The organism is Ralstonia mannitolilytica (assembly GCF_905397375.1).
In the GTDB taxonomy this organism is placed as follows: domain Bacteria; phylum Pseudomonadota; class Gammaproteobacteria; order Burkholderiales; family Burkholderiaceae; genus Ralstonia; species Ralstonia mannitolilytica.
The window spans coordinates 178,490-198,509 of the sequence record NZ_CAJPVG010000008.1 but is presented as its reverse complement, the minus strand read 5'-3'; the positions used below and the strand labels follow the sequence as shown (position 1 = coordinate 198,509).

At 67.5% G+C, this 20,020-nt stretch carries 21 protein-coding genes; 14 read left to right on the top strand and 7 right to left on the bottom strand.

The genetic code is table 11. The features are described from left to right. The first annotated feature begins 102 nt into the window (after positions 1-102). Together KHN96_RS16240 and KHN96_RS16235 are read left to right on the top strand one after the other, a co-directional pair. Complete coding sequence (locus KHN96_RS16240; RefSeq protein ID WP_115044447.1) at positions 103-603, top strand: copper chaperone PCu(A)C; 501 nt, start codon at positions 103-105, stop codon at positions 601-603. Positions 604-657: 54 nt separating this feature from the next. Beyond that, complete coding sequence (locus tag KHN96_RS16235; protein ID WP_045787722.1) at positions 658-876, top strand: hypothetical protein; 219 nt, start codon at positions 658-660, stop codon at positions 874-876. A gap of 1 nt (position 877) precedes the next feature. Here the strand turns inward: KHN96_RS16235 and KHN96_RS16230 are convergent, their stop codons facing one another. Genes KHN96_RS16230 through KHN96_RS16220 form a run of 3 tightly spaced genes read right to left on the bottom strand, consistent with a single transcriptional unit; the run spans position 878 to position 1,899 of the window. Continuing rightward, a complete protein-coding gene (locus KHN96_RS16230; protein ID WP_045785448.1) occupies positions 878-1,084 on the bottom strand; it encodes a cysteine-rich CWC family protein in 207 nt (68 codons plus the stop codon). Further along, the gene (locus KHN96_RS16225) at positions 1,084-1,275 is read right to left on the bottom strand and encodes a zf-HC2 domain-containing protein (protein WP_373994659.1); all 192 of its coding nucleotides are present in this window, start codon (positions 1,273-1,275) and stop codon (positions 1,084-1,086) included. The genes KHN96_RS16230 and KHN96_RS16225 overlap by 1 nt, the downstream gene beginning before the upstream one ends. 30 nt (positions 1,276-1,305) lie before the next feature. Continuing rightward, positions 1,306-1,899 (bottom strand): sigma-70 family RNA polymerase sigma factor, encoded by a 594-nt coding sequence (locus tag KHN96_RS16220; RefSeq protein WP_062737594.1) that lies wholly within the window; start codon positions 1,897-1,899, stop codon positions 1,306-1,308. A gap of 165 nt (positions 1,900-2,064) precedes the next feature. Here KHN96_RS16220 and argB point away from each other — a divergent pair, with 165 nt between their 5' ends. The 3 genes from argB to slmA are packed head-to-tail and all read left to right on the top strand — an operon-like array spanning position 2,065 to position 4,568. Continuing rightward, the gene (argB, locus tag KHN96_RS16215; protein WP_045785451.1) at positions 2,065-2,994 is read left to right on the top strand and encodes an acetylglutamate kinase; all 930 of its coding nucleotides are present in this window, start codon (positions 2,065-2,067) and stop codon (positions 2,992-2,994) included. Continuing rightward, complete coding sequence (locus tag KHN96_RS16210) at positions 2,994-3,869, top strand: pyrimidine 5'-nucleotidase (RefSeq protein ID WP_062737593.1); 876 nt, start codon at positions 2,994-2,996, stop codon at positions 3,867-3,869. The genes argB and KHN96_RS16210 overlap by 1 nt, the downstream gene beginning before the upstream one ends. Positions 3,870-3,917: 48 nt before the next feature. Next, a complete protein-coding gene (slmA, locus tag KHN96_RS16205) occupies positions 3,918-4,568 on the top strand; it encodes a nucleoid occlusion factor SlmA (RefSeq protein ID WP_045785453.1) in 651 nt (216 codons plus the stop codon). A gap of 63 nt (positions 4,569-4,631) precedes the next feature. On the opposite strand, the gene pdxR is transcribed toward slmA, so the two are convergent. Further along, positions 4,632-6,131: a MocR-like pyridoxine biosynthesis transcription factor PdxR gene (pdxR, locus tag KHN96_RS16200; protein WP_115044449.1), complete on the bottom strand. Its 1,500-nt coding sequence runs from the start codon at positions 6,129-6,131 to the stop codon at positions 4,632-4,634. A 159-nt stretch (positions 6,132-6,290) separates the two neighbouring features. Here pdxR and gabT point away from each other — a divergent pair, with 159 nt between their 5' ends. From gabT to KHN96_RS16170, 6 genes are all read left to right on the top strand, one after another. Further along, positions 6,291-7,571, top strand: coding sequence for a 4-aminobutyrate--2-oxoglutarate transaminase (gene gabT, locus KHN96_RS16195; protein WP_045785454.1), 1,281 nt, complete (start codon positions 6,291-6,293; stop codon positions 7,569-7,571). Positions 7,572-7,575: 4 nt separating this feature from the next. Beyond that, entirely contained in the window at positions 7,576-9,069 is a 1,494-nt protein-coding gene (locus KHN96_RS16190; RefSeq protein WP_045785455.1) for an NAD-dependent succinate-semialdehyde dehydrogenase, read from the top strand. 97 nt (positions 9,070-9,166) lie between these two features. Next, positions 9,167-10,579, top strand: a complete 1,413-nt coding sequence (gene gabP / locus KHN96_RS16185) for a GABA permease (RefSeq protein WP_062737592.1) — start codon at positions 9,167-9,169, stop codon at positions 10,577-10,579. A 210-nt stretch (positions 10,580-10,789) separates the two neighbouring features. Continuing rightward, positions 10,790-12,013 carry a homoserine O-succinyltransferase MetX gene (gene metX, locus KHN96_RS16180; protein ID WP_062737591.1) on the top strand — a complete coding sequence of 408 codons (1,224 nt, stop codon included), beginning with the start codon at positions 10,790-10,792 and terminating at the stop codon, positions 12,011-12,013. Continuing rightward, positions 12,010-12,642 (top strand): methionine biosynthesis protein MetW, encoded by a 633-nt coding sequence (metW, locus tag KHN96_RS16175; protein WP_045785458.1) that lies wholly within the window; start codon positions 12,010-12,012, stop codon positions 12,640-12,642. Before metX ends, metW begins: the two co-directional genes overlap by 4 nt. 104 nt (positions 12,643-12,746) lie before the next feature. Then, positions 12,747-13,493, top strand: coding sequence for a tetratricopeptide repeat protein (locus KHN96_RS16170; protein ID WP_062737590.1), 747 nt, complete (start codon positions 12,747-12,749; stop codon positions 13,491-13,493). 75 nt (positions 13,494-13,568) lie between these two features. Here KHN96_RS16170 and KHN96_RS16165 read toward each other — a convergent pair whose 3' ends face one another. After that, on the bottom strand, positions 13,569-13,763 hold the full coding sequence (locus KHN96_RS16165; RefSeq protein WP_045785460.1) for a YbdD/YjiX family protein: 195 nt from the start codon (positions 13,761-13,763) through the stop codon (positions 13,569-13,571). 8 nt (positions 13,764-13,771) lie between these two features. Further along, a complete protein-coding gene (locus KHN96_RS16160) occupies positions 13,772-15,826 on the bottom strand; it encodes a carbon starvation CstA family protein (RefSeq protein WP_045785461.1) in 2,055 nt (684 codons plus the stop codon). 265 nt (positions 15,827-16,091) lie between these two features. On the opposite strand from KHN96_RS16160, the gene KHN96_RS16155 reads away from it, so the two are divergent. Together KHN96_RS16155 and KHN96_RS16150 are read left to right on the top strand one after the other, a co-directional pair. Then, positions 16,092-17,516 (top strand): cache domain-containing protein, encoded by a 1,425-nt coding sequence (locus tag KHN96_RS16155; RefSeq protein WP_045787724.1) that lies wholly within the window; start codon positions 16,092-16,094, stop codon positions 17,514-17,516. A gap of 8 nt (positions 17,517-17,524) precedes the next feature. Beyond that, entirely contained in the window at positions 17,525-18,163 is a 639-nt protein-coding gene (locus KHN96_RS16150) for a response regulator (protein WP_096745609.1), read from the top strand. A gap of 10 nt (positions 18,164-18,173) precedes the next feature. Here the strand turns inward: KHN96_RS16150 and denD are convergent, their stop codons facing one another. Continuing rightward, a complete protein-coding gene (gene denD, locus KHN96_RS16145) occupies positions 18,174-19,157 on the bottom strand; it encodes a D-erythronate dehydrogenase (protein WP_045785462.1) in 984 nt (327 codons plus the stop codon). Positions 19,158-19,295: 138 nt separating this feature from the next. On the opposite strand from denD, the gene KHN96_RS16140 reads away from it, so the two are divergent. Then, positions 19,296-20,012 (top strand): FadR/GntR family transcriptional regulator, encoded by a 717-nt coding sequence (locus KHN96_RS16140; RefSeq protein WP_062737589.1) that lies wholly within the window; start codon positions 19,296-19,298, stop codon positions 20,010-20,012. The last annotated feature ends 8 nt before the right edge of the window (positions 20,013-20,020 follow it).

Here is a 20,020-nt window from a genome sequence, read left to right as displayed (position 1 = left end):
CGACGATGCGTCAATCGGCCGCACAATTGTGCATGCAACCTATCACGGCAGAGGCGCTGTGCTTTAATGCGCAACACGTTAGTCTCGACAGGAGCTTTCATGATGACGTCCCGATCGATCCGTTGTTCTGCCCGTGTGGCGGTGCTGGCCGCCGGCCTGCTTGCCGGTACGGCAGCGCTTGCGCAGGTGACCGTGCAGGACCCGTGGGTGCGCGGCACGGTGCCGGGCCAGACGTCCAGCGGCGCGTTCATGACGCTGCAGTCGGCGGAGGGGGCCAAGGTGGTCGGCGTCTCGACGCCCGTGGCCGCCACGGCTGAAATCCACGAAATGAAGATGGAAGGCAACGTGATGCGCATGCGCGCGCTGCCCTCGCTGGACTTGCCCAAGGGCCAGGCCGTGCAGCTCAAGCCGGGGGGGTATCACGTGATGCTCATGGACGTGAAGCAACCGCTGGTCAAGGACACCACCGTGCCGCTCACGCTCAAGATCGAACTCGCAGACAAGCGCGTCGTCGAGCAGAAGGTGGATGCCAAGGTGCGCGACCTCACCGCAGGCAACATGCCCGCCAAGCACCACGATCACGGCGGCGAACATCAACATTGAGGGCCACCGGCGGATCGGCGCTGCGGGCCTTGCAGATCGCAGGGAATGGAGTCCATGGCCAACAAGACGCTTGGCACTCGCCAGAAACTGACCTTTCGCATCGAACCTTCCACGCGGGCCGGCACGGCGCGCCCGCGCAATGTCCTGGTGCCGCTCGCACGCGGCCGCAAGGCCGGCGCCCACACCGCCAGCGGCCACGCCGAACGTCAGCGTGGCCGGGCCGATGTCCGCCGCGCACTGCGCACGCTGGACGAAGACAGCAAGGACGCGTGAATCAGCGCAAATCGGCCGCTGCGCGCGTCTGGGCGATGGCTTCGCGCAGGCAGCGCTGGCATCGGCAGCCCTGACCGAGCCGCTGCGCGGCGGCGGGCAGCTTTTCCTCGTGCATGCACCAGCACGTCGCGTCGGGCCGCGTGCCATCGCCGATGGCGCCGCAGCGCAGCTCCGCACCGCAGATCGCGCAGGCCGTGTTGGGCGTCATCAGCGCGCGGCTCCGTCATCGTCCTGGCCGAGGCGATGCATGGCCTCGCGCAGCAGCCCCATCTGCTGCGAGAACCGCGTGCATGCGTCGCACGCCATCAGGTGCACGCGCAGCCGCAGCCGCTCGCCGGTGGATAGCTCGCGGTCCATCCGGCTCACCAGCACACGGTGCGCCTCTTTGCAGGTCAGCATTCCCCAACGGTTCGGCATGGTGGTCCTTGGTCAGGCCTGGCTCGGTTGATGGCCGAACCAGTGCAGGTCCAGGCACTCGCGCAGGCGCATGCGGGCACGATAGAGCAGTGCCCAGGCATTGGTCGCCGTGATCTGCAATTCCTGACAGATCTCGTCCGTTTCGAGCTCCAGCCATTCGCGCATCATGAAGACGCGGCCCACGCGGGGGGGCAGGCGATCGACGCACATCTGCAGCACGTCGAAGAATTCGCGGCGCGACAACGCCGCGTCGGGGTTGCCCCAGTCCGACGGCGGGCTCACGTAATGGCCGTCGGCGGCGAACAGGGTGTCGAAGACGGCTTCGTCGGAGCGCATGCCGGCTTCGTCCGACTCGCTTCCGGCAAGCAGCGAGACGCGCACTTCGCGCCGGCCGGAGCGGATCGCATCGACGATCTTGTGCTTCAGGATGCCAATCACGTACGTCTTGAGCGACGCGCTGCCGGCAAAGCGCTCGGGATGTTCGAGCACGGCGAGAAGGGTGTCGGCCACCACGTCCTCGGCGAGTGCCGTATCCCGCAACTGGAGCTGTGCAAAGCGCTGCAGGTGCGGGCGTAGCGCCTCGAGCTGGTCGGGTGTGATGGCCATGTGTTCTTTGCCTGCAACGGTGCGGCAGGCACGCAAGGTGCGCCGCCAGACCGTAGCGCCTTTTCTTGTAAAATCGCGCCTGCCGAAAATGGGCTGCTTCGTTTTTATGTGTTGCAGGCGACATTCGGCGTTCCATCATACCCGCCCAAACCGGATGTCACCGTCATGACCGCTTCTGCTGCTGCCCCCGACCCTGCTGGCCTCGCCCCCGAACTCGCGCACATCGCGCCGGCGCTGAAGGCTGAGATTCTCGCACAGGCGCTGCCTTACATTCGCAAGTTCCACGGCAAGACCATCGTCATCAAGTACGGTGGCAACGCCATGACGGAAGAAAAGCTCAAGCACGGCTTCGCGCGCGATGTGATCCTGCTCAAGCTGGTCGGCATGAATCCGGTGGTGGTGCACGGCGGCGGCCCGCAGATCGACGAAGCGCTGAAGAAGGTCGGCAAGACGGGCACCTTCATCCAGGGCATGCGCGTGACCGACGAACAGACCATGGAAGTGGTCGAATGGGTGCTCGGTGGCGAAGTCCAGCAGGACATCGTCATGCTGATCAACCAGTACGGCGGCCAGGCAGTCGGCCTGACCGGCAAGGACGGCGGCCTGATCCGCGCCCGCAAGCTGAAGATGCCGGACCGCGAGAACCCCGGCCAGTTCATCGACATCGGCTTCGTGGGCGACATCGAGGCGATCAACCCCGCCGTGGTCAAGGCGCTGCAGGACGACGCGTTCATCCCGGTCATCTCGCCGATCGGCTTCTCCGACGACGGCCAGGCCTACAACATCAACGCGGACGTGGTGGCCGGCAAGATGGCCGAGATCCTGAAGGCGGAGAAGCTCGTCATGATGACGAACATCCCGGGCGTGATGGACAAGCAGGGCAACCTGCTGACCGACCTGTCGGCGCGCGAGATCGACGAGCTGTTTGCCGACGGGACGATCTCGGGCGGCATGCTGCCGAAGATTTCGTCCGCGCTGGATGCGGCCAAGAGCGGCGTGAATTCGGTGCACATCGTCGATGGCCGCATCGAGCATTCGCTGCTGCTGGAAATCCTGACCGAACAGGCGTTCGGCACGATGATCCGCTCGCACTGATGCACACCACCCGGGTGGCCCGGGCGCGCCGCGCGCACGCCTTGCCACGCGAGGTGGCGCCCTCCCCAATGCACGGGGCGCCCAGGCAGCAGCCGGTCTGGCTGTTCGACCTCGACAACACCCTCCACCACGCCTCGCACGCGATCTTCCCGCAGATCAATCGGCTGATGACGGCCTACATGGCGCGCGTCCTCGGCACCGACGAGGCCACCGCCAGCCAGGTGCGTGTCGACTACTGGCGGCGCTACGGCGCCACGTTGCTGGGCCTGGTGCGCCATCATGGCGTGGACCCGGCCGACTTCCTCGCGCACGCCCATACCTTTGACGACCTGCGTGCCATGGTGCGCGCCGAGCGCGGTCTCGCCCAGCTGCTGCGCGCGCTGCCCGGGCGCAAGATCCTGCTGACGAATGCGCCGGCCGCCTACGCGCGCGAGGTGGTGCGGCACATCGGCCTGAAGCGCGCGTTCATGCGCGAGATCGCCGTTGAACACATGTGGGTGCACCGGCGGCTGCGCCCGAAGCCCGATCCGCTGATGCTGCGCCGGCTGCTGGCGCGCGAGCGGATCGCGCCATCGCGCGCCATCCTCGTGGAAGACACCCTGTCCCACCTCAAGCGCTACCGGCGCCTCGGGATCAGGACGGTGTGGGTCACGGGCTATCTGCGGAAAGTCACGCCCGCGGCTGCTGCTGGCGACCAGCAGGCTCCCGCCGCCGATGCATTGCATCCAATGCAAGCTGCCGCCATGGGCGCGCGTGCAAATTCACCACATCCACCGGCGGCCGCACCGATTTTGTTCGCCAACCGGCCCGGCTACGTGGGCGTGAAAGTAAAATCGGTGCTTCAACTACAACGAAGGCTTGTTCGACGCGGTTAGGCAGTGACGGTGTCTCCGTCGTCAGAACGGGAGAGGGGCCAGGAAGTCATGAGCAACGCGCACACGGAGTTTCCGACCGCCGAGCCGGTCGCGGAAGCCGCGATGGAAGCACCACGCGCACGCAAGCGCCCCCGGCCGGGCGAGCGCCGCGTGCAGATTCTGCAGACGCTGGCCGGCATGCTCGAGCATCCGCGTGGCGAAAAGATCACCACGGCGGGGCTTGCCGCCAAGCTCGATGTGTCGGAAGCGGCGCTGTATCGCCATTTCGCAAGCAAGGCGCAGATGTACGAAGGGCTGATCGAGTTCATCGAGCAGACCGTCTTCGGTCTCATCAACCAGATCACGCTGCGCGAGGAACACGGCCTGCGCCAGGCCCATGCGATTGCGCACATGCTGCTCTCGTTTGCCGACAAGAACCCCGGCATGACACGCGTGCTGGTCGGCGACGCGCTGGTCGGGGAAGACGAGCGCCTGCCCGAGCGCATGGCGCAGTGCCTGGACCGCATCGAGGCCTCGCTCAAGCAGAGCCTGCGCATGGCTGTCACGCAAGGCGCCTGGCCGGCCGATACCGATATCGCTTCGCGTGCGAACCTGATCGTTTGTGCGGTGCTCGGGCGCTGGCACCGGTATGCCAAGAGCGGGTTCCGCAAGTCGCCGGTGGACGGCGCCGATGCGCAGCTGCGGGTCCTGTTGAGCTGACCGGCCAACGCACGCACCCGCCAAGGCCCCGAACCTCGGGGCTTTTTTCATGGGCGCCCGCGTTCAGCCGGCGGTGCGGATGGCCTGCGCCAGCGTATGGAACCGCGCCGCGATGGCCTCGGTCTCCACGTGGCCGTACCCGAGCAGCAGGCCGGGCTGCCGGCGCGCATCGTCCTGGTAATAGCGAGAGAGCGGCCGCGTGACGACATCGTTGGCGAGCGCGCATTCGGCCACGGCCACGTCGTCGGTGCCGGCCGGCAAGCCGAGGACGAGATGCAGCCCCGACGCGCCGTCATGCACGGGCAGGGTGTCCCCGAATTCCTGCGCGATGGCGCCCAGCAGCGTCTCGCGCCGCTCCGCATACACGCCGCGCATGCGCCGGATGTGCGAGACGAAGTGCCCTTCGGCAATGAAGTCCGCCAGCACCGCCTGCGTGAGGATCTGGCCGCCCCGGAACATCTCGGACAAGCCCGTCGCAAACGCATCTGCCAGCGTCGGCGGCACGACCAGATAGCCGATCCGCAAGCTGGGGAACAGCACTTTCGAGAACGTGCCCATGTAAAGGACGCGCCCGCCTTCGTCCAGCCCTTGCAATGACGGCAGCGGCCGGCTGCCGTAGCGGAATTCGCTGTCGTAGTCGTCTTCGACGATCCATGCGTCGGTGGCGTGTGCGGTGGCGAGCAGCGCGCGGCGTCGCGCCAGGCTCATCACCGAGCCAAGTGGATATTGGTGCGAGGGCGAAACCACCATGAGCTTGGGCGGCTTGCTGCGCTGGCGTCCGCGCGTCGGGAGGTCGAAGCGCATGCCTTCGTCGTCCACCGGCAGCGGCACCGTGCGCACGCCCGCAGCGGTGAGCACGCTGCGCACGCCCCAGTAGCCCGGCTCTTCGATCCACGCAGTGTCACCGGCGTCGCACAGCAATTGCGCGATGAGCTGGAGTGATGGATGGATGCCCGCGGTGATGATGATCTGCTCGGGCTCGCAGCGCACGCCGCGCGCGGTGCGCAGGTAGTCGGCCAGCGCCGTGCGCAGCGGCAGGTAGCCGGCGCCGACCGGATACGTCAGCAGCGCCGGCGACGGCTTGCGCAGCAGGCGGTTGTGCAGCCGCGACCAGATGCGTGCCGGAAACATCCGCACCTCCGGCACCCCGGGCATGAAGGCCCCCCATTGGCGCGAACTGGCGCCGGCATCGCGCACCAGGGCGCGGCCGCGTGCAGAGAGCATCGGCGCCGACGGCGTGGCGGCTTCGGTGATGGGGGAGGCCACCGCGGCGGGTGCGGGCGGCGTGTCGAGCCGGTCCGGCGCGGTGTCGGCGACGAACGTGCCGCTGCCCACGCCTGCCGAGACGTAGCCCTCCACGCCGAGCTGTTCGTACACGTGGATCACGGTGTTGCGCGCGATGCCCAGTTCCGCCGCCAGCTGCCGCGACGACGGCAGGCGCGTGCCGGGCTGCAGCTCGTCGCGCAGGATGCCTTCCTGCAGCACGCGGTACAGGCGACGGTGGTCAGGCTCGCCGCCGGGGTCGGCGCGATCGAAGCGGCGCTGGAGATAGTCGACCAGCATGCTGGCGCGGTGGGCAGGGGAATGGTCGGCCATGCGGAATGGGGAGCCGGATGCTGAAAATGGCTCCATCAGAAAAACATGATTGGGTCTTATTGTACAGAGCCAATGACGCCACACTGGCTCGCACTGCATCTTTCTTGACCCAAGCATCCGACTGCCATGAACGCCCGAGACCCGCAACAGAACGCCCAATGGAATGCCCGCCGCCTGGCCGCCACGCCGCGCGGCGTTGGTGTGATGACCGACCGCTACGCCGAACGCGCCGAGAATGCCGTGTTCTGGGACGTGGAAGGCCGACGCTACATCGACTTTGCGGCCGGCATTGCCGTGGTCAACACGGGGCACCGTCATCCGCGCCTGGTGCAGGCCGTGCGTGAGCAGCTCGACCACTTCACGCACACCGCCTACCAGATCGTGCCGTACGGCTCCTACGTCGAACTGGCCGAACGCCTGAACACGATCACGCCGGGCTCGCATGCCAAGAAGACCGCGTTCTTCACCACCGGCGCCGAGGCCGTCGAAAACGCCATCAAGATCGCCCGCGCCCACACGGGCCGTCCGGGCGTGATCGCGCTCACGGGCGCGTTCCACGGCCGCACGTTCATGGGCATGTCGCTCACCGGCAAGGTGGTGCCCTACAAGACGGGCTTCGGGCCGTTCCCCGGCAGCATTTATCACGTACCGGCACCGGTCGCGCTGCACGGTGTGACCACGCAGGATGCGCTCGACGCGATCCAGCGCCTGTTCAAGGCCGATATCGACCCGCACCAGGTGGCGGCCATCATCTTCGAGCCGGTGCAGGGCGAAGGCGGCTTCTACCAGATGCCGGCCGATTTCGTGCGCGCCATCCGCGCGCTGTGCGACGAGCATGGCATCGTGATGATCGCCGACGAAGTGCAGACCGGCTTTGCGCGCACCGGCAAGCTGTTCGCCATGGAGCACACGGGCGTGCTGCCGGACCTGATGACAATGGCCAAGGGCCTGGCCGGCGGCCTGCCGCTGTCCGCCGTCACCGGCCGCGCCGAGATCATGGACGCCCCCGCCCCCGGCGGCCTCGGCGGCACGTATGCCGGCAACCCGCTGGCGGTGGCGGCCGCACATGCCGTGCTCGACATCATTGCCGACGAGAAGCTCTGCGAGCGCTCCGCCGCGCTGGGAGCCCGCTTGGTCGATGCGCTCAACGCTGCGAAATCCAAGCAGCCGCGCATCGCCGAAGTGCGCGGCGTGGGTGCGATGGTTGCTGTCGAGTTCAATACGCCGGACGGCAAGCCCGACGCCGACTTCACCAAGCTCGTGCAGCAACGGGCGCTCGAAGCCGGCCTGCTCCTGCTGTCGTGCGGCGTGTACGGCAACGTGATCCGCTTCCTGTTCCCGCTCACGATTGAAGACGCGGTATTCGAAGAGGGCCTTGCCATCCTGCAACGCGCACTGGAGGGCTGAAACCATGACCCGCACCGATCTGCCGGGCGCACCGATTGCATTGAAAGACCCGGGCCTGTGGCGCACGCAGGCGTTTCTCGCCGGCGCGTGGGCCGATGCGGATGACGGCGGCACGCGCGATGTCACCGACCCGGCCACCGGCCGCACCATCGGCACCGTGCCTGCGATGGGCGCCGCAGAAACGCGCCGCGCCATCGCGGCCGCGCAAGTCGCGCAGCGCGCATGGCGCAAGGTCAGCGCGCGCGACCGCGCCCGCATCCTGCGCAAGCTGGCCGACCTGATGATGGAGCACCAGCAGGACCTGGCCGCCATCCTCACGGCCGAACAGGGCAAGCCGCTGCCCGAGGCGGCAGGCGAGATCGCCTACGCCGCCTCGTTCATCGAATGGTTTGCCGAAGAAGCGCGCCGCATCTATGGCGACACGATCCCGTCGCCGCAGGGCGATCGCCGCATCGTCGTGCAGAAGGAGCCGATCGGCGTGAGCGCGGCCATCACGCCGTGGAACTTTCCCATTGCCATGCTGACGCGCAAGGTCGGCCCGGCGCTCGCCGCCGGCTGCTCGATGGTGGTCAAGCCCGCGTTGGAGACGCCCTACTCCGCGCTCGCGTTTGCGGAGCTGGCCGCGCGCGCCGGCGTGCCGAGCGGCTTGCTGTCGGTTGTCACCGGCGACTCGCAGGGGATTGGCGGTGAGCTGACCTCCAATCCGATCGTGCGCAAGCTGAGCTTCACGGGCTCCACCGCCGTTGGCCGCCTGCTGATGCGCCAATGCGCCGACGACATCAAGAAGCTGTCGCTGGAGCTCGGCGGCAACGCGCCGTTCATCGTGTTCGACGATGCGGACGTCGACGCCGCCGTGGAAGGCGCGATGGTCGCCAAGTACCGCAACGCCGGCCAGACGTGCGTGTGCGCGAACCGCTTCTATGTACAGCGCGGCATTTACGATACGTTTGCCACCAAGCTGGCCGATGCCGTGCGTGCGCTGCGCGTCGGCAACGGCACCGAGCCTGGCGTGCAGCAAGGCCCGCTGATCCACAAGCGCGCGATGGAGAAGGTGCAGCAGCATCTCGACGACGCCCTATCGCAGGGCGCGCGCGTGCTGGTGGGCGGCAAGCCGCACGCATTGTCTGCCCAGGGCGGTGCGTTCTTCGAGCCGACCGTCGTGGTCGATGCGAAACCCGGCATGCTGCTCGCGCATGAGGAAACCTTCGGCCCGCTGGCGGCGCTGATCCCGTTCGATACGGAAGACGAAGCCGTGGCCGCGGCCAACGACACCGAATTCGGCCTGGCCGCGTACTTCTACACGCGCGACCTGGGCCGCGCCTGGCGCGTGTCGGAAGCGCTGGAGTCGGGGATGGTGGGCGTCAACACCGGGCTGATCTCGACGGCCGAGGCGCCGTTCGGCGGCGTCAAGCAATCGGGCCTGGGGCGCGAAGGCTCCAAGTACGGCATCGACGAATACCTCGAGATCAAGTACATCAACATGGCCGGCCTCGGTTGAACCACCGTACGCTGCGCACCTGACGACAGGCCGGACACCAGAATCCGGCCGTCGTCGTTTTCGCCATCCCGGGGATGGAAAGCAACAAGGAAGAGACATGACAGGATCCAAGACAGGCCTGAGCTCGGGCCTCAAGCCGCGCCACGTGACCATGCTCTCGATTGCGGGCGTGATCGGTGCGGGGTTGTTCGTCGGCTCGGGGCATGCGATCGCCAAGGCGGGGCCGGCCGCCATCATCGCGTACGGCATCGCCGGCTTGCTCGTCGTGCTGGTGATGCGCATGCTTGGCGAGATGGCCGTCGCGCATCCGGACACCGGTTCGTTTTCCACCTATGCCGACCGCGCCATCGGGCATTGGGCGGGCTTCACCATCGGCTGGCTGTACTGGTGGTTCTGGGTGCTCGTCATCCCGATCGAGGCGACTGCGGCGGCGTTGATCCTCAACACATGGTTTCCGGGCGTCGCCACCTGGGTGTGGGCGTTGGGCGTGACCTTCGTGCTCACGCTTACCAATCTGTTCTCTGTCAAGAACTACGGCGAGTTCGAATTCTGGTTTGCGCTCATCAAGGTGGTGGCCATCGTCGTCTTTCTGGCGGTGGGCGGCGCGGCCGTGCTGGGCTGGCTGCCGGGCTCGGGGGTGTCGGGCGCGGCCCGGTTGTTCGATGCCGGGGGCTTCATGCCGAACGGGTTCGGCGCCGTGCTGGCCGCGTTGCTGACGACCATGTTCACGTTTCTCGGCACCGAGATCGTCACCATTGCGGCGGCGGAATCGGCGGATCCGGCCCGGCAGATCGTGCGGGCCACGCGTTCGGTCATCTGGCGCATCTGCCTGTTCTATCTCGGCTCCATCTTCGTGGTGACCTCGCTCGTTGCGTGGAACGATCCGCTGCTCGCCGCACACGGTTCGTACCAGAGGGCGCTGGAGTTGATCGGCGTGCCGCATGCCAAGGCGATCGTCGACGTGATCGTGCTGGTGTCGGTGGCGAGCTGCCTGAACTCGGCGCTGTACACGGCATCGCGCATGGTGTTCTCGCTGTCGGTGCGCGGCGACGCGCCGGCCGCCCTGCGCCGCACCGACGCCAACGGCACGCCGCGCGCCGCCGTACTGGCGTCGACCGCGTTCGGGTTTGCCACCGTCATCGCCAATTACGTGATGCCCGAGCAGGTGTTTGCCTTCCTGCTGGCGACATCCGGCGCGATTGCACTGCTGGTCTACCTCGTCATCGCGGTCTCGCAGCTGCGCATGCGGGCCGCGCTGGGCGCGTCGCGTGTGGATCTCCCGCTGCGCATGTGGCTGTTTCCGTGGCTGACATGGGCGGTCATCCTGTTCATCTGCGGGGTGCTGATCGCCATGCTGATGCTGCCGGGCCACCGCATGGAAGTAGGGGCGACGGCGTTGCTGGCGTTGCTGATCGTGGCGGCCGCGTGGCTGAACCGCCGTGCGCGGATGGCCGCACCGGAGGCCGTCGCCGCGGGCGCCCAGGCGCGCGTCACATCGTCCGCGGTCTGATCTATAATCCCCAACCTCTGGCGCGCCGATTTGACGACTGGCTTGCGGGCGCGCGGGAGTCTTCGCCACACGAATGTGGTCCTGGGCTCTCATTACAAATGCGGCTAAAGAGGTTCGGTCAGAACGCTGGGCGTCCGCCCGGCGTGCGCCACGAGAGAACCCGATTGGTTGCGTGAACAGCGTTGCCGGTCGGGTTTTTTCTTTGGCGCCATGACAGACACCCAGGCTGATTCCACCGCTGCCGCCGACACCGTGGCTGCGGTCAGTACCGATATCCGGCCGGCTTCCACGGCCCAGACAGGCAAGGCAGCCAATGCGCTGGGCCTGGTCGTGCCCGAGCGCATGCACTTTGCCGAGCCGCTGCAGTTGCGCAACGGCTCGCAGATCAGCGGCTACGACCTCATGGTCGAGACCTACGGCACGCTCAACGCGGAGCGGTCCAACGCCGTGCTCATCTGCCACGCGCTCAATGCGTCGCACCACGTGGCGGGTGTGCATGCCGAAGGCGAGGTCGGCTGGTGGGACAACATGGTCGGCCCAGGCAAGCCGGTCGATACCAACCGCTTTTTCGTCATCGGGGTGAACAACCTCGGCTCGTGCTTCGGCTCCACGGGCCCGATGAGCCCGCACCCGGAAACCGGCCAGCCGTATGGCGCGCGCTTTCCCGTGGTGACGGTGGAGGATTGGGTCAATGCCCAGGCGCGCGTCGCCGACCGCTTCGGCATCCAGCAGTTCGCGGCCGTCATGGGCGGCAGCCTCGGCGGCATGCAGGCGCTGGCGTGGAGCCTGATGTATCCGGACCGCCTGCGGCACTGCGTGGTGGTGGCATCGACGCCGAAGCTGTCCGCGCAGAACATCGCGTTCAATGAGGTGGCGCGCAGCGCGATCCTCTCCGACCCGGATTTCCACGGCGGCGACTACTACGCCCACAACGTCAAGCCCAAGCGCGGCCTGCGCGTGGCGCGCATGATCGGCCACATCACGTATCTGTCGGACGAAGACATGGCGGCCAAGTTCGGCCGCGAGCTCAAGGCCGAAGACATCCGCTTCTCGTTCGATGTCGAATTCCAGGTCGAGAGCTACCTGCGCTACCAGGGCGACAAGTTTGCCGAGTACTTCGACGCCAACACGTACCTGCTGATCACGCGCGCGCTCGATTACTTCGACCCGGCATTGGCGTACGGCGGCGATCTGACCAAGGCCGTCGCCCATACCAAGGCCAGCTACCTCGTCATCAGCTTCATGACCGACTGGCGCTTTGCCCCCGCGCGCAGCCGCGAGCTGGTCAAGGCGCTGCTCGACAACAAGCGCCCCGTCACGTACGGCGAAATCGACGCGCCGCACGGCCACGACGCCTTCCTGCTCGAAGACGCGCGCTACCACGCGCTGGTGCGCGCCTATTACGAACGCATCGCCCAGGAGATCGGCGTATGAGCACGCAAACGCTGAACACGACGCACGCGCCGGTGCCGAACATCCTGGCCGACCGCGCCGACTTTCGCGCCATCGCGCGCTGGATCGAGCCGCGCTCGACGGTGCTCGACCTCGGCTGTGCCGATGGCAGCCTGCTGAGCGTGCTGCAGCAGGAACTCGACGTGCTGGCCTATGGCATCGAGATCGACGACGCCGGTGTGCTCGCCGCCACGCAGAAGGGCGTGCATGTGATCCAGCAGAACCTGGAGGGCGGCCTGGCGCTGTTCGAGGACAAGAGCTTCGACACGGTCATCCTCTCGCAGACCCTGCAGACCATCCACAACACGGCACAGGTGCTGCGCGAGATGCTGCGCGTGGGACGCGAGTGCATCGTGTCGTTCCCGAACTTCGGCTACTGGCCGCACCGGCTGTCGATCTTCCGCGGGCGCATGCCGGTGTCGGAATCGCTCCCCTACGAGTGGTACGACACGCCCAACGTGCGCGTGCTGACCATCCGCGACTTCGAAGCGCTGGCACCCAAGGTAGGGCTGGTGATCCTGGATCGCGTGGTGCTGCACGAAGGGAACGTCGTGCGCTGGGGCGCCAACTGGCGCGGGAGCGTGGCGGTGTACCGGGTGCGCGCGGGCTGATTGCCGCGGCATCCAGGCGGCTGCGATGCGGCCGCTCGCCGAGGCCGCCGCATGCCCTGAGCGGGCGCGCTACACTGGGCCCTTCTTCCGGTGAGGAGCGCGCGATGAGCAGACAGATCCGGCGCAGAAGTCCGCGCCTGCTGCAGGCGGTGCTGGGGCTGGCGATGGGCACGGCGATGGCCTTGGCATCGGGCACGCCATCGCCAAAGGATGCGCAGGCCGATGCCGCCGCCCTCACCCAGATTGCCATCGCGCACTACGAGCAGAACGACTTCGGCCACGCCTTCGACGAGTTTGCCGAAGCGGCGCAGCGCGGCAACCGCCTCGCGCAGTTCAACTACGCGATGATGCTGATGCGCGGCGAAGGCACCGTCGCGCGGCCCGACGAGGCCGTCAAATGGTTGCGCCGCGCCGCCGACAACCAGATGACGCACGCGCAGTTCGCGTACGGTGAATTGTTCGAGCGCGGCGAGCTGGTCCCGCGCTCGCTGGAAGAAGCCAACAAGTGGTATGAGCGCGCCGCCACCGGAGGGCACATCGAGGCGCAGCGCGCCCTGGCCACCAACTACTTCACCGGCCGCGGCGTGCCGCGCGATTACAAGCGCGCGTTCACCTGGTACAGGAAAGCGGCTGAGGCCGGCGACGGGCCGTCGCAGTACATCGTGGGCAGCTACTACGAGCGCGGCGAACCGGGCGTGGTGCCGCAGGACATCGAGCAGGCGAAGAACTGGTACGGCAAGGCGGCTGCACAGGGCGACGTGGGCGCGCTGGCCAAGCTGCGCGAGCTGGTGGAGAAAACGTACCGCGCCAAGCATGGCGACCCGCCTGCGCCGGCGCGTCCATCGATGTAGCGCGCTGATGAAAAAACCGCCGGGCATGGCTGCATGCACCGGCGGTTTGTTTTTGGGCAGTGCGCGGGCGCCGTTTTAGCAGCAGCGCCCGACGCGGCCCTTGTAGCGTGCATCCTGGCGCTCGCGGAAGAACGCTTCGTACGTCATGACGGGCTGCCCTGGATGGGTCTCCTGCATGTGGCGCACGTAGGTGTCGTAGTCCGGCACGCCGACCATCAGGCGCAGCGTCTGGCCCAGGTAGCGGCCGAAGTTCTCGAGTTCTTCGCGCATGGCCGTACTCAGGCGCCCAGGGCTTCGTACGGCGTCTCGTTGGCGGTCGGGCGGCTGGAGGCGCGCGCCTTGAGCACCGTCTTCACGCCATACCAGGCAATGCTCACCACCACCAGCACGAACAGGCCGCACAGGAACGCATCGATGCGGTCGTTCAGCACGATCTGCTGCATCTGCGCGACCGACTTGGCCGGCGCCAGCAGCTTGCCCTCGGCGATTGCGCCCGCGTACTTGTTGGCGTGGGCCAGGAAGCCGATCTTCGGGTCCGGATCGAACAGCTTCTGCCAGCCGGCCGTGAGCGTGCAGATCAGCAGCCAGGCGGTCGGCAGCAGCGTCACCCACACGTAACGGTCGCGCTTCATCTTGACGAGCACGCAGGTGCCCAGTGTCAGCGCAATCGCGGCCAGCATCTGGTTGGAGATGCCGAACAGCGGCCACAGCGTATTGATGCCGCCCAGCGGATCGACCACGCCCTGGTACAGGAAGTAGCCCCACAGCGCGACCGTCGCGGCCGTGGCAATGAGGTTGGCGACGAGCGAATCGGTGCGCTTGAGCGCCGGCACAAACGTACCCAGCAGATCCTGCAGCATGAAGCGGCCTGCGCGCGTGCCCGCGTCCACGGCGGTCAGGATGAACAGCGCCTCGAACAGGATCGCGAAGTGGTACCAGAACGCCATCATGGCCTGGCCGCCCACGACCTGGTGCAGGATGTGGGCCATGCCGACGGCCAGCGTCGGTGCGCCGCCCGCGCGCGCGAGGATGGTGTTCTCACCGACGTCCTTGGCGGTCTGCAGCAGCACATCCGGCGTGATGACGAAACCCCACGTGGACAGCGTCTGCGCCACGGCTTCCGGCGTGCTGCCCACCAGCGCAGCGGGGCTGTTCATCGCGAAGTACACGCCGGGGTTGATGACCGATGCGGCCACCAGCGCCATGATGGCGACGAACGATTCCATCAGCATCGCGCCGTAGCCGATGAAGCGCGCCTGCGTTTCGTTCTCGAGCAGCTTCGGCGTGGTGCCCGACGAGATGAGCGAGTGGAAGCCCGACACCGCGCCGCACGCGATCGTGATGAACAGGAACGGGAACAGGTTGCCCGACCACACCGGGCCGTTGCCCTGGGCAAACTGTGTGAGCGAGGGCATCTGCATCTGCGGTGCCACGATCAGGATGCCGATGGCGAGCGCCACGATCGTGCCGATCTTCAGGAACGTCGACAGGTAATCGCGCGGGGCCAGCAGCAGCCACACCGGCAGCACCGACGCGACAAAGCCGTAGCCGATGAGCATCCACGTGAGCGCCTTGCCGTCGAACGTGAAGAGCGGCGCCAGCGCGGCGTTCTCGTGCACGGCCTGGCCCCCGATGATGGCGAGCATCAGCAGCACGAAGCCGATGATGGAGATCTCGCCGATGCGGCCCGGGCGGATGTAGCGCACATACACGCCCATGAACAGCGCGATGGGAATCGTCGCGGCCACCGTGAACGTGCCCCACGGCGAACCGACCAGCGCCTTCACCACGATCAGCGCCAGCACGGCCAGGATGATGATCATGATGAGGAACGCGCCGAACAGCGCGATCACGCCGGGCACCGTGCCCATCTCGCTCTTGACCAGATCGCCCAGCGAGCGGCCGTCGCGGCGGGTGGAGATGAACAGCACGATGAAATCCTGCACCGCACCGGCAAAGACCACGCCGGCCAGGATCCACAGCATGCCGGGCAGGTAGCCCATCTGCGCGGCGAGCACGGGGCCGACCAGCGGGCCGGCACCGGCAATGGCCGCGAAGTGATGACCGAACAGCACGTGCTTGTTGGTCGGGACGTAGTCGAGGCCGTCGTTGTAACGCCAGGCGGGCGTCTTGCGGGTGCCGTCCAGACCGAGCACGCGGTCGGCGATGAAGCGGCTGTAGTAACGGTATGCGATCAGGTAGATGCATACGGCGGCCACCACCACCCAGAGCGCGCTGACTGCCTCGCCGCGCGCAAGCGCAACGGTGGCAAAGGCAAACGCGCCAAGAATGGCGACGACCAGCCAGATCAGGTGTTGCCTGACGAAGCTCATGTCGGTCTCCTCGAACCTTGGTCGAAGTTGCTGGATTGCGATGCGGGATGTGGGTTCATCCCTGCGGTTGGCCCTGCCCCGTGCAGGGTTTGCATGCCGCCCGGGTGGCCGGACGGCAAGGGCGTGTAGTATTTGCCAGCCTGGACGCCCCCACAAGCGGAGGACTACGCAGCACGCTTCCGTAGTTCTACGCAATCGGCGTCGACTTTCCATCGAGACTGCGCGCCACCTTGCGATGCTGCAGCGCAAGACGCCGCGTTCCGCCATGAAGCTCCGCCAGAAAATCCTGCTGCTTGCCGTCGCGCCGCTGACCATCGCCATGCTGGCGATCATGCTGACCGTGCGTCACCAGTCGATCGCGCTGGCGCGGCATGAACGGCAGCTTGTCGAATCGGCGTACCTGCAGGCCAAGGAGACCGAGCTGCGCTCTTACGTGAAGCTTGCGCAGAGCGCCATCGCCCCCTTGCTCGCGTCCGGCCGCAACGATGAGGCCACGCGCGACGAGGCCATGCGCACCCTCGCCCGCCTCGATTTCGGCACCGACGGCTATTTCTTCCTCTACGACCTGCGCGGACGCAACCTCATGCACCCGCGCCAGCCAGAGCTCGTCGGCCGCGACCTGTGGGACCTGACCGACGCCGGCGGCGAGCCCACCATCCAGAAACTCGTGGCCGCCGCGCAGGCCGGTGGGGGGTTCGTGCGCTACATGTGGGACAAGCCGTCGACGCACCAGAGCGTGCCCAAGCTCGGTTACGTCGAGCCGATCCCGCAGTGGGGCTGGATGCTCGGGACCGGCCTGTACCTCGATGACGTGGAGCAGACGCTGCGCGAGATCGACCGGCGCGCCCAGGCCAACATTGACCAGACGCTGGCCTGGGTGGTCGGCATTGCGGCGATCAGCATCCTGCTGGTGGCCGGCAGCGGCCTGGCGCTGAACGTGAGCGATCACCGCGAGGCCGACGCCAAGCTGCGGCAGCTCGCGCAGCAGGTCGTGACATCGCAGGAAGACGAGCGTGCACGCGTGTCGCGCGAGCTGCACGACGGCATCAGCCAGGTGCTGGTGTCGACCAAGCTGCTGCTGGAGACGGCGCACGGGCATCTCGAAACGGCGGCCGTGGCGCCCGCGTCGATCGAGCGGGCGGCCGGCATGCTGCGGCGTGCGCTGGATCGGCTCAACGGCGCGCTGGGCGAAGTGCGGCGTGTGTCGCACAACCTGCGCCCGGCGCTGCTCGATGATCTCGGCCTGGCGCCCGCGCTCGAACTGCTGGTGCGCGAAACGCGCGAGGCCCACGAAGGCCGGCAGCCCGAGCTGGCCATTGCGCTGGAGCTTGTCGGCCCGACCGTGCACTTGCCGGACGCGTGCAACACCGCGCTGTTCCGCATCGCGCAGGAGGCCATCTCCAACATCGAGCGCCATGCCACGCAGGCCACGCGCATCGGCGTGCTGCTCGAGAACGACGTCGACGCCGTGCGGCTGTCCATCCGCGACAACGGCCCCGGGTTCGACGTCGAGTCCGTCCAGGTCGACCCGCAGCACGGCATCGGCCTGCGCAACATGCGCGAACGCATGGCCGCGCTGGGCGGCAGCTGTACCATCGCCTCGGATGCGCACGGCACCGAGGTGTGCGCCGTCCTGCCGCACGCCGTCATCGCGCAACTCGCTTCTGCGGCACGCTCCGCATCCGTATGAGTCTGAATATGAGCACACCCGCGCCCGTCAAACTGCTCCTCGTCGATGATCACCCGCTTGTGCGCGACGGCGTGCGCGTACGGCTCGAGGCCGTGCCGCATTTTGAAGTCGTGGGCGAAGCCGGCGACGCCGAAGCGGCGCTGCAGGCCGCGCGCACGCTCGCCCCGGACCTCGCGCTGATGGACATCGGCATGCGCGGCATGAACGGCATCGCGCTCACCGAAAAGTTTGCCGAGGAGTTTCCGGAGATCGCGGTGCTGGTGCTGTCCATGCACGACAACCTCGAATATGTGCGGCAGGTCATCCGCGCCGGCGCGCGAGGCTATGTGTTGAAGGACGCGCCCGCCAGCGAACTCGTCGAGGCCATTGACGCCGTGCTGGCCGGCCGGCCGTTCTACAGCGCGCAGCTGGCGATGCGCATGGCCCAGCAAGCCGTCACGCCCACGCCGGTCGAGGCGCTCACGCCGCGCGAGCGCGACATTCTCGACGGCATCGCCAAGGGCTATGCCAACAAGCGCATCGCCGATGAACTCGGCTTGTCCGTGCGGACGGTGGAGTCGCATCGCCTGAACCTAAAGCGCAAGCTGGGCATCGAGGGGCAGGCGGAACTCGTGAAGTTTGCGGTGGAGCTTGCCAAAGGCCGCTAGGCGCCGGCCTTCAGCGCGCGTCCAGGCTTTCCACGTAGTCGCGCACCATCGCCTCGAACGAGGTGTCGCGGCCAAAGCCCATCGCATCGGCGCGGGCGGTATCGAAGCGCGCCGGCCAGCTTTGCACGATGGCCTTGATGCGCGCGTCCGGCTCCCAGCGGATGCGGCTGACCGGCGCCTCGCCCGCCACCTTGCGCAGCGCTTGCACCATGTCCCCCACGCGCACCGTGATGCCCGGCAGGTTCAGCGCACGGCGGTTGCCCCACGCCGACGCCGGCAGGCTGTACGCATGCAGCAGCGACGCCACCACCTGGCGCGGCGAGGCCAGCCACAGCTCGGTTTCGGCTTCCACCGGGCAGTTGGCCTCCTCGCCCGCCAGCGGCTCGCGGATGATGCCGCTGGCAAAGCTCGACGCGGCGCCATTCGGCTTGCCGGGGCGCACCGACACGGTCGGGATGCGCACCGCGCGGCCGTCGATGTAGCCCTTGCGCGAATACTCGCCCACCAGGAGCTCGCCCATCAGCTTCTGCACGCCGTACGACGCCTGCGGCGTGGGCGCCGTGTCGTCGGTCACGACCGCCGGCAATGGGCCGCCGAACACCGCCACCGAGCTCGCAAACAGCACGCGCGATGCGCGGCCCGTCCTGGCCTGCTGCGCGCGCAGTGCGTCCAGCAGTGCGCGCGTGCCGTCGAGGTTCACGCGCATGCCGAGATCGAAATCCGCTTCCGCCGTGCCGCTCACCACGGCGGCGAGGTGGAACACGCCGCCGACGTGTTCGTCGATCGTCCGGGCGATCAGCGTCGGGTCCGAGGCATCGCCCGTCACATAGCGCACGCGCGGGTCGGCAATCTGGCCGGGCACCTGATCCAGCACGATGAACGCCTCGACCGGCTCAGCGGTGCCGTCCGGGCCGGGCAGGCCGGGTTGCTGGAGCAGTGCGGCCAGCATGCGCTGGCCCAGAAAGCCGGCGCCGCCGGTGATGACGATGTTCATGGTGTCTCCTTGCCGCCGGTGTCGGCCGCGCGGGCCGCCTGACGGGATCTGATGAAAGCCTAGGGGTAAACGTGGATGATGCTCTGCCACTCAACTTGTATGATGACACGACGAATTTACGCTTGCCAAGCCGCCACCATGTTTGAACGCCTCGATGCCGCGCCTTCCCTCTCCGACCGCGTGGCCCAAGCCTTGATGGACAAGATCGACGCCGGCGAGCTGCGCCGCGGCGAACGCATGCCGTCTGAAACCGTGCTGGGCCAGGAATTCGGCGTGAGCCGCACCGTCATCCGCGAGGCCATCTCGCGCCTGCGCCACGAGGGCGTGGTCGAGGCGCGCCAGGGCAGCGGCGTGTACGTCACGCAGCAGGCGGGCTTGAAGCCGTTGCGCATCGATGCCGCGCAGGCCGGGTCGATGGACGCCGTGCTGCACATCATCGAACTGCGCCGCGCGCTGGAGGCCGAAGGTGCTGCCCTGGCCGCCCAGCGCCGCACCGACGCGCAGATGGTCGAGATCGACGCCGCACTCGATGGCATCGACGCAGCCGTCGCTGCGGGCGGTGACGGCGTGGCCGAGGATCTGCGCTTTCACCGCGCCATTGCGGCCGCCAGCGGCAACCCGTTCCTCGTGCAGGCACTGGGCTTCTTCAGCCAGTACCTGGAAGAGGCGATTGGCGTGACGCGCAGCAACGAAGCGCGCCGCGAAGACTTCGCCCGCCAGGTGCGCGACGAGCACCGCGCGATGGTCGAGGCGATCCGACACCGCGACGCGCTCGCCGCGCGCAATGCCGCGCAGACCCACATGTTCAATGCCGCACGTCGCCTGGGCGAGGGCGGGGACGCTGCGCAAGACTGATCCAGGAG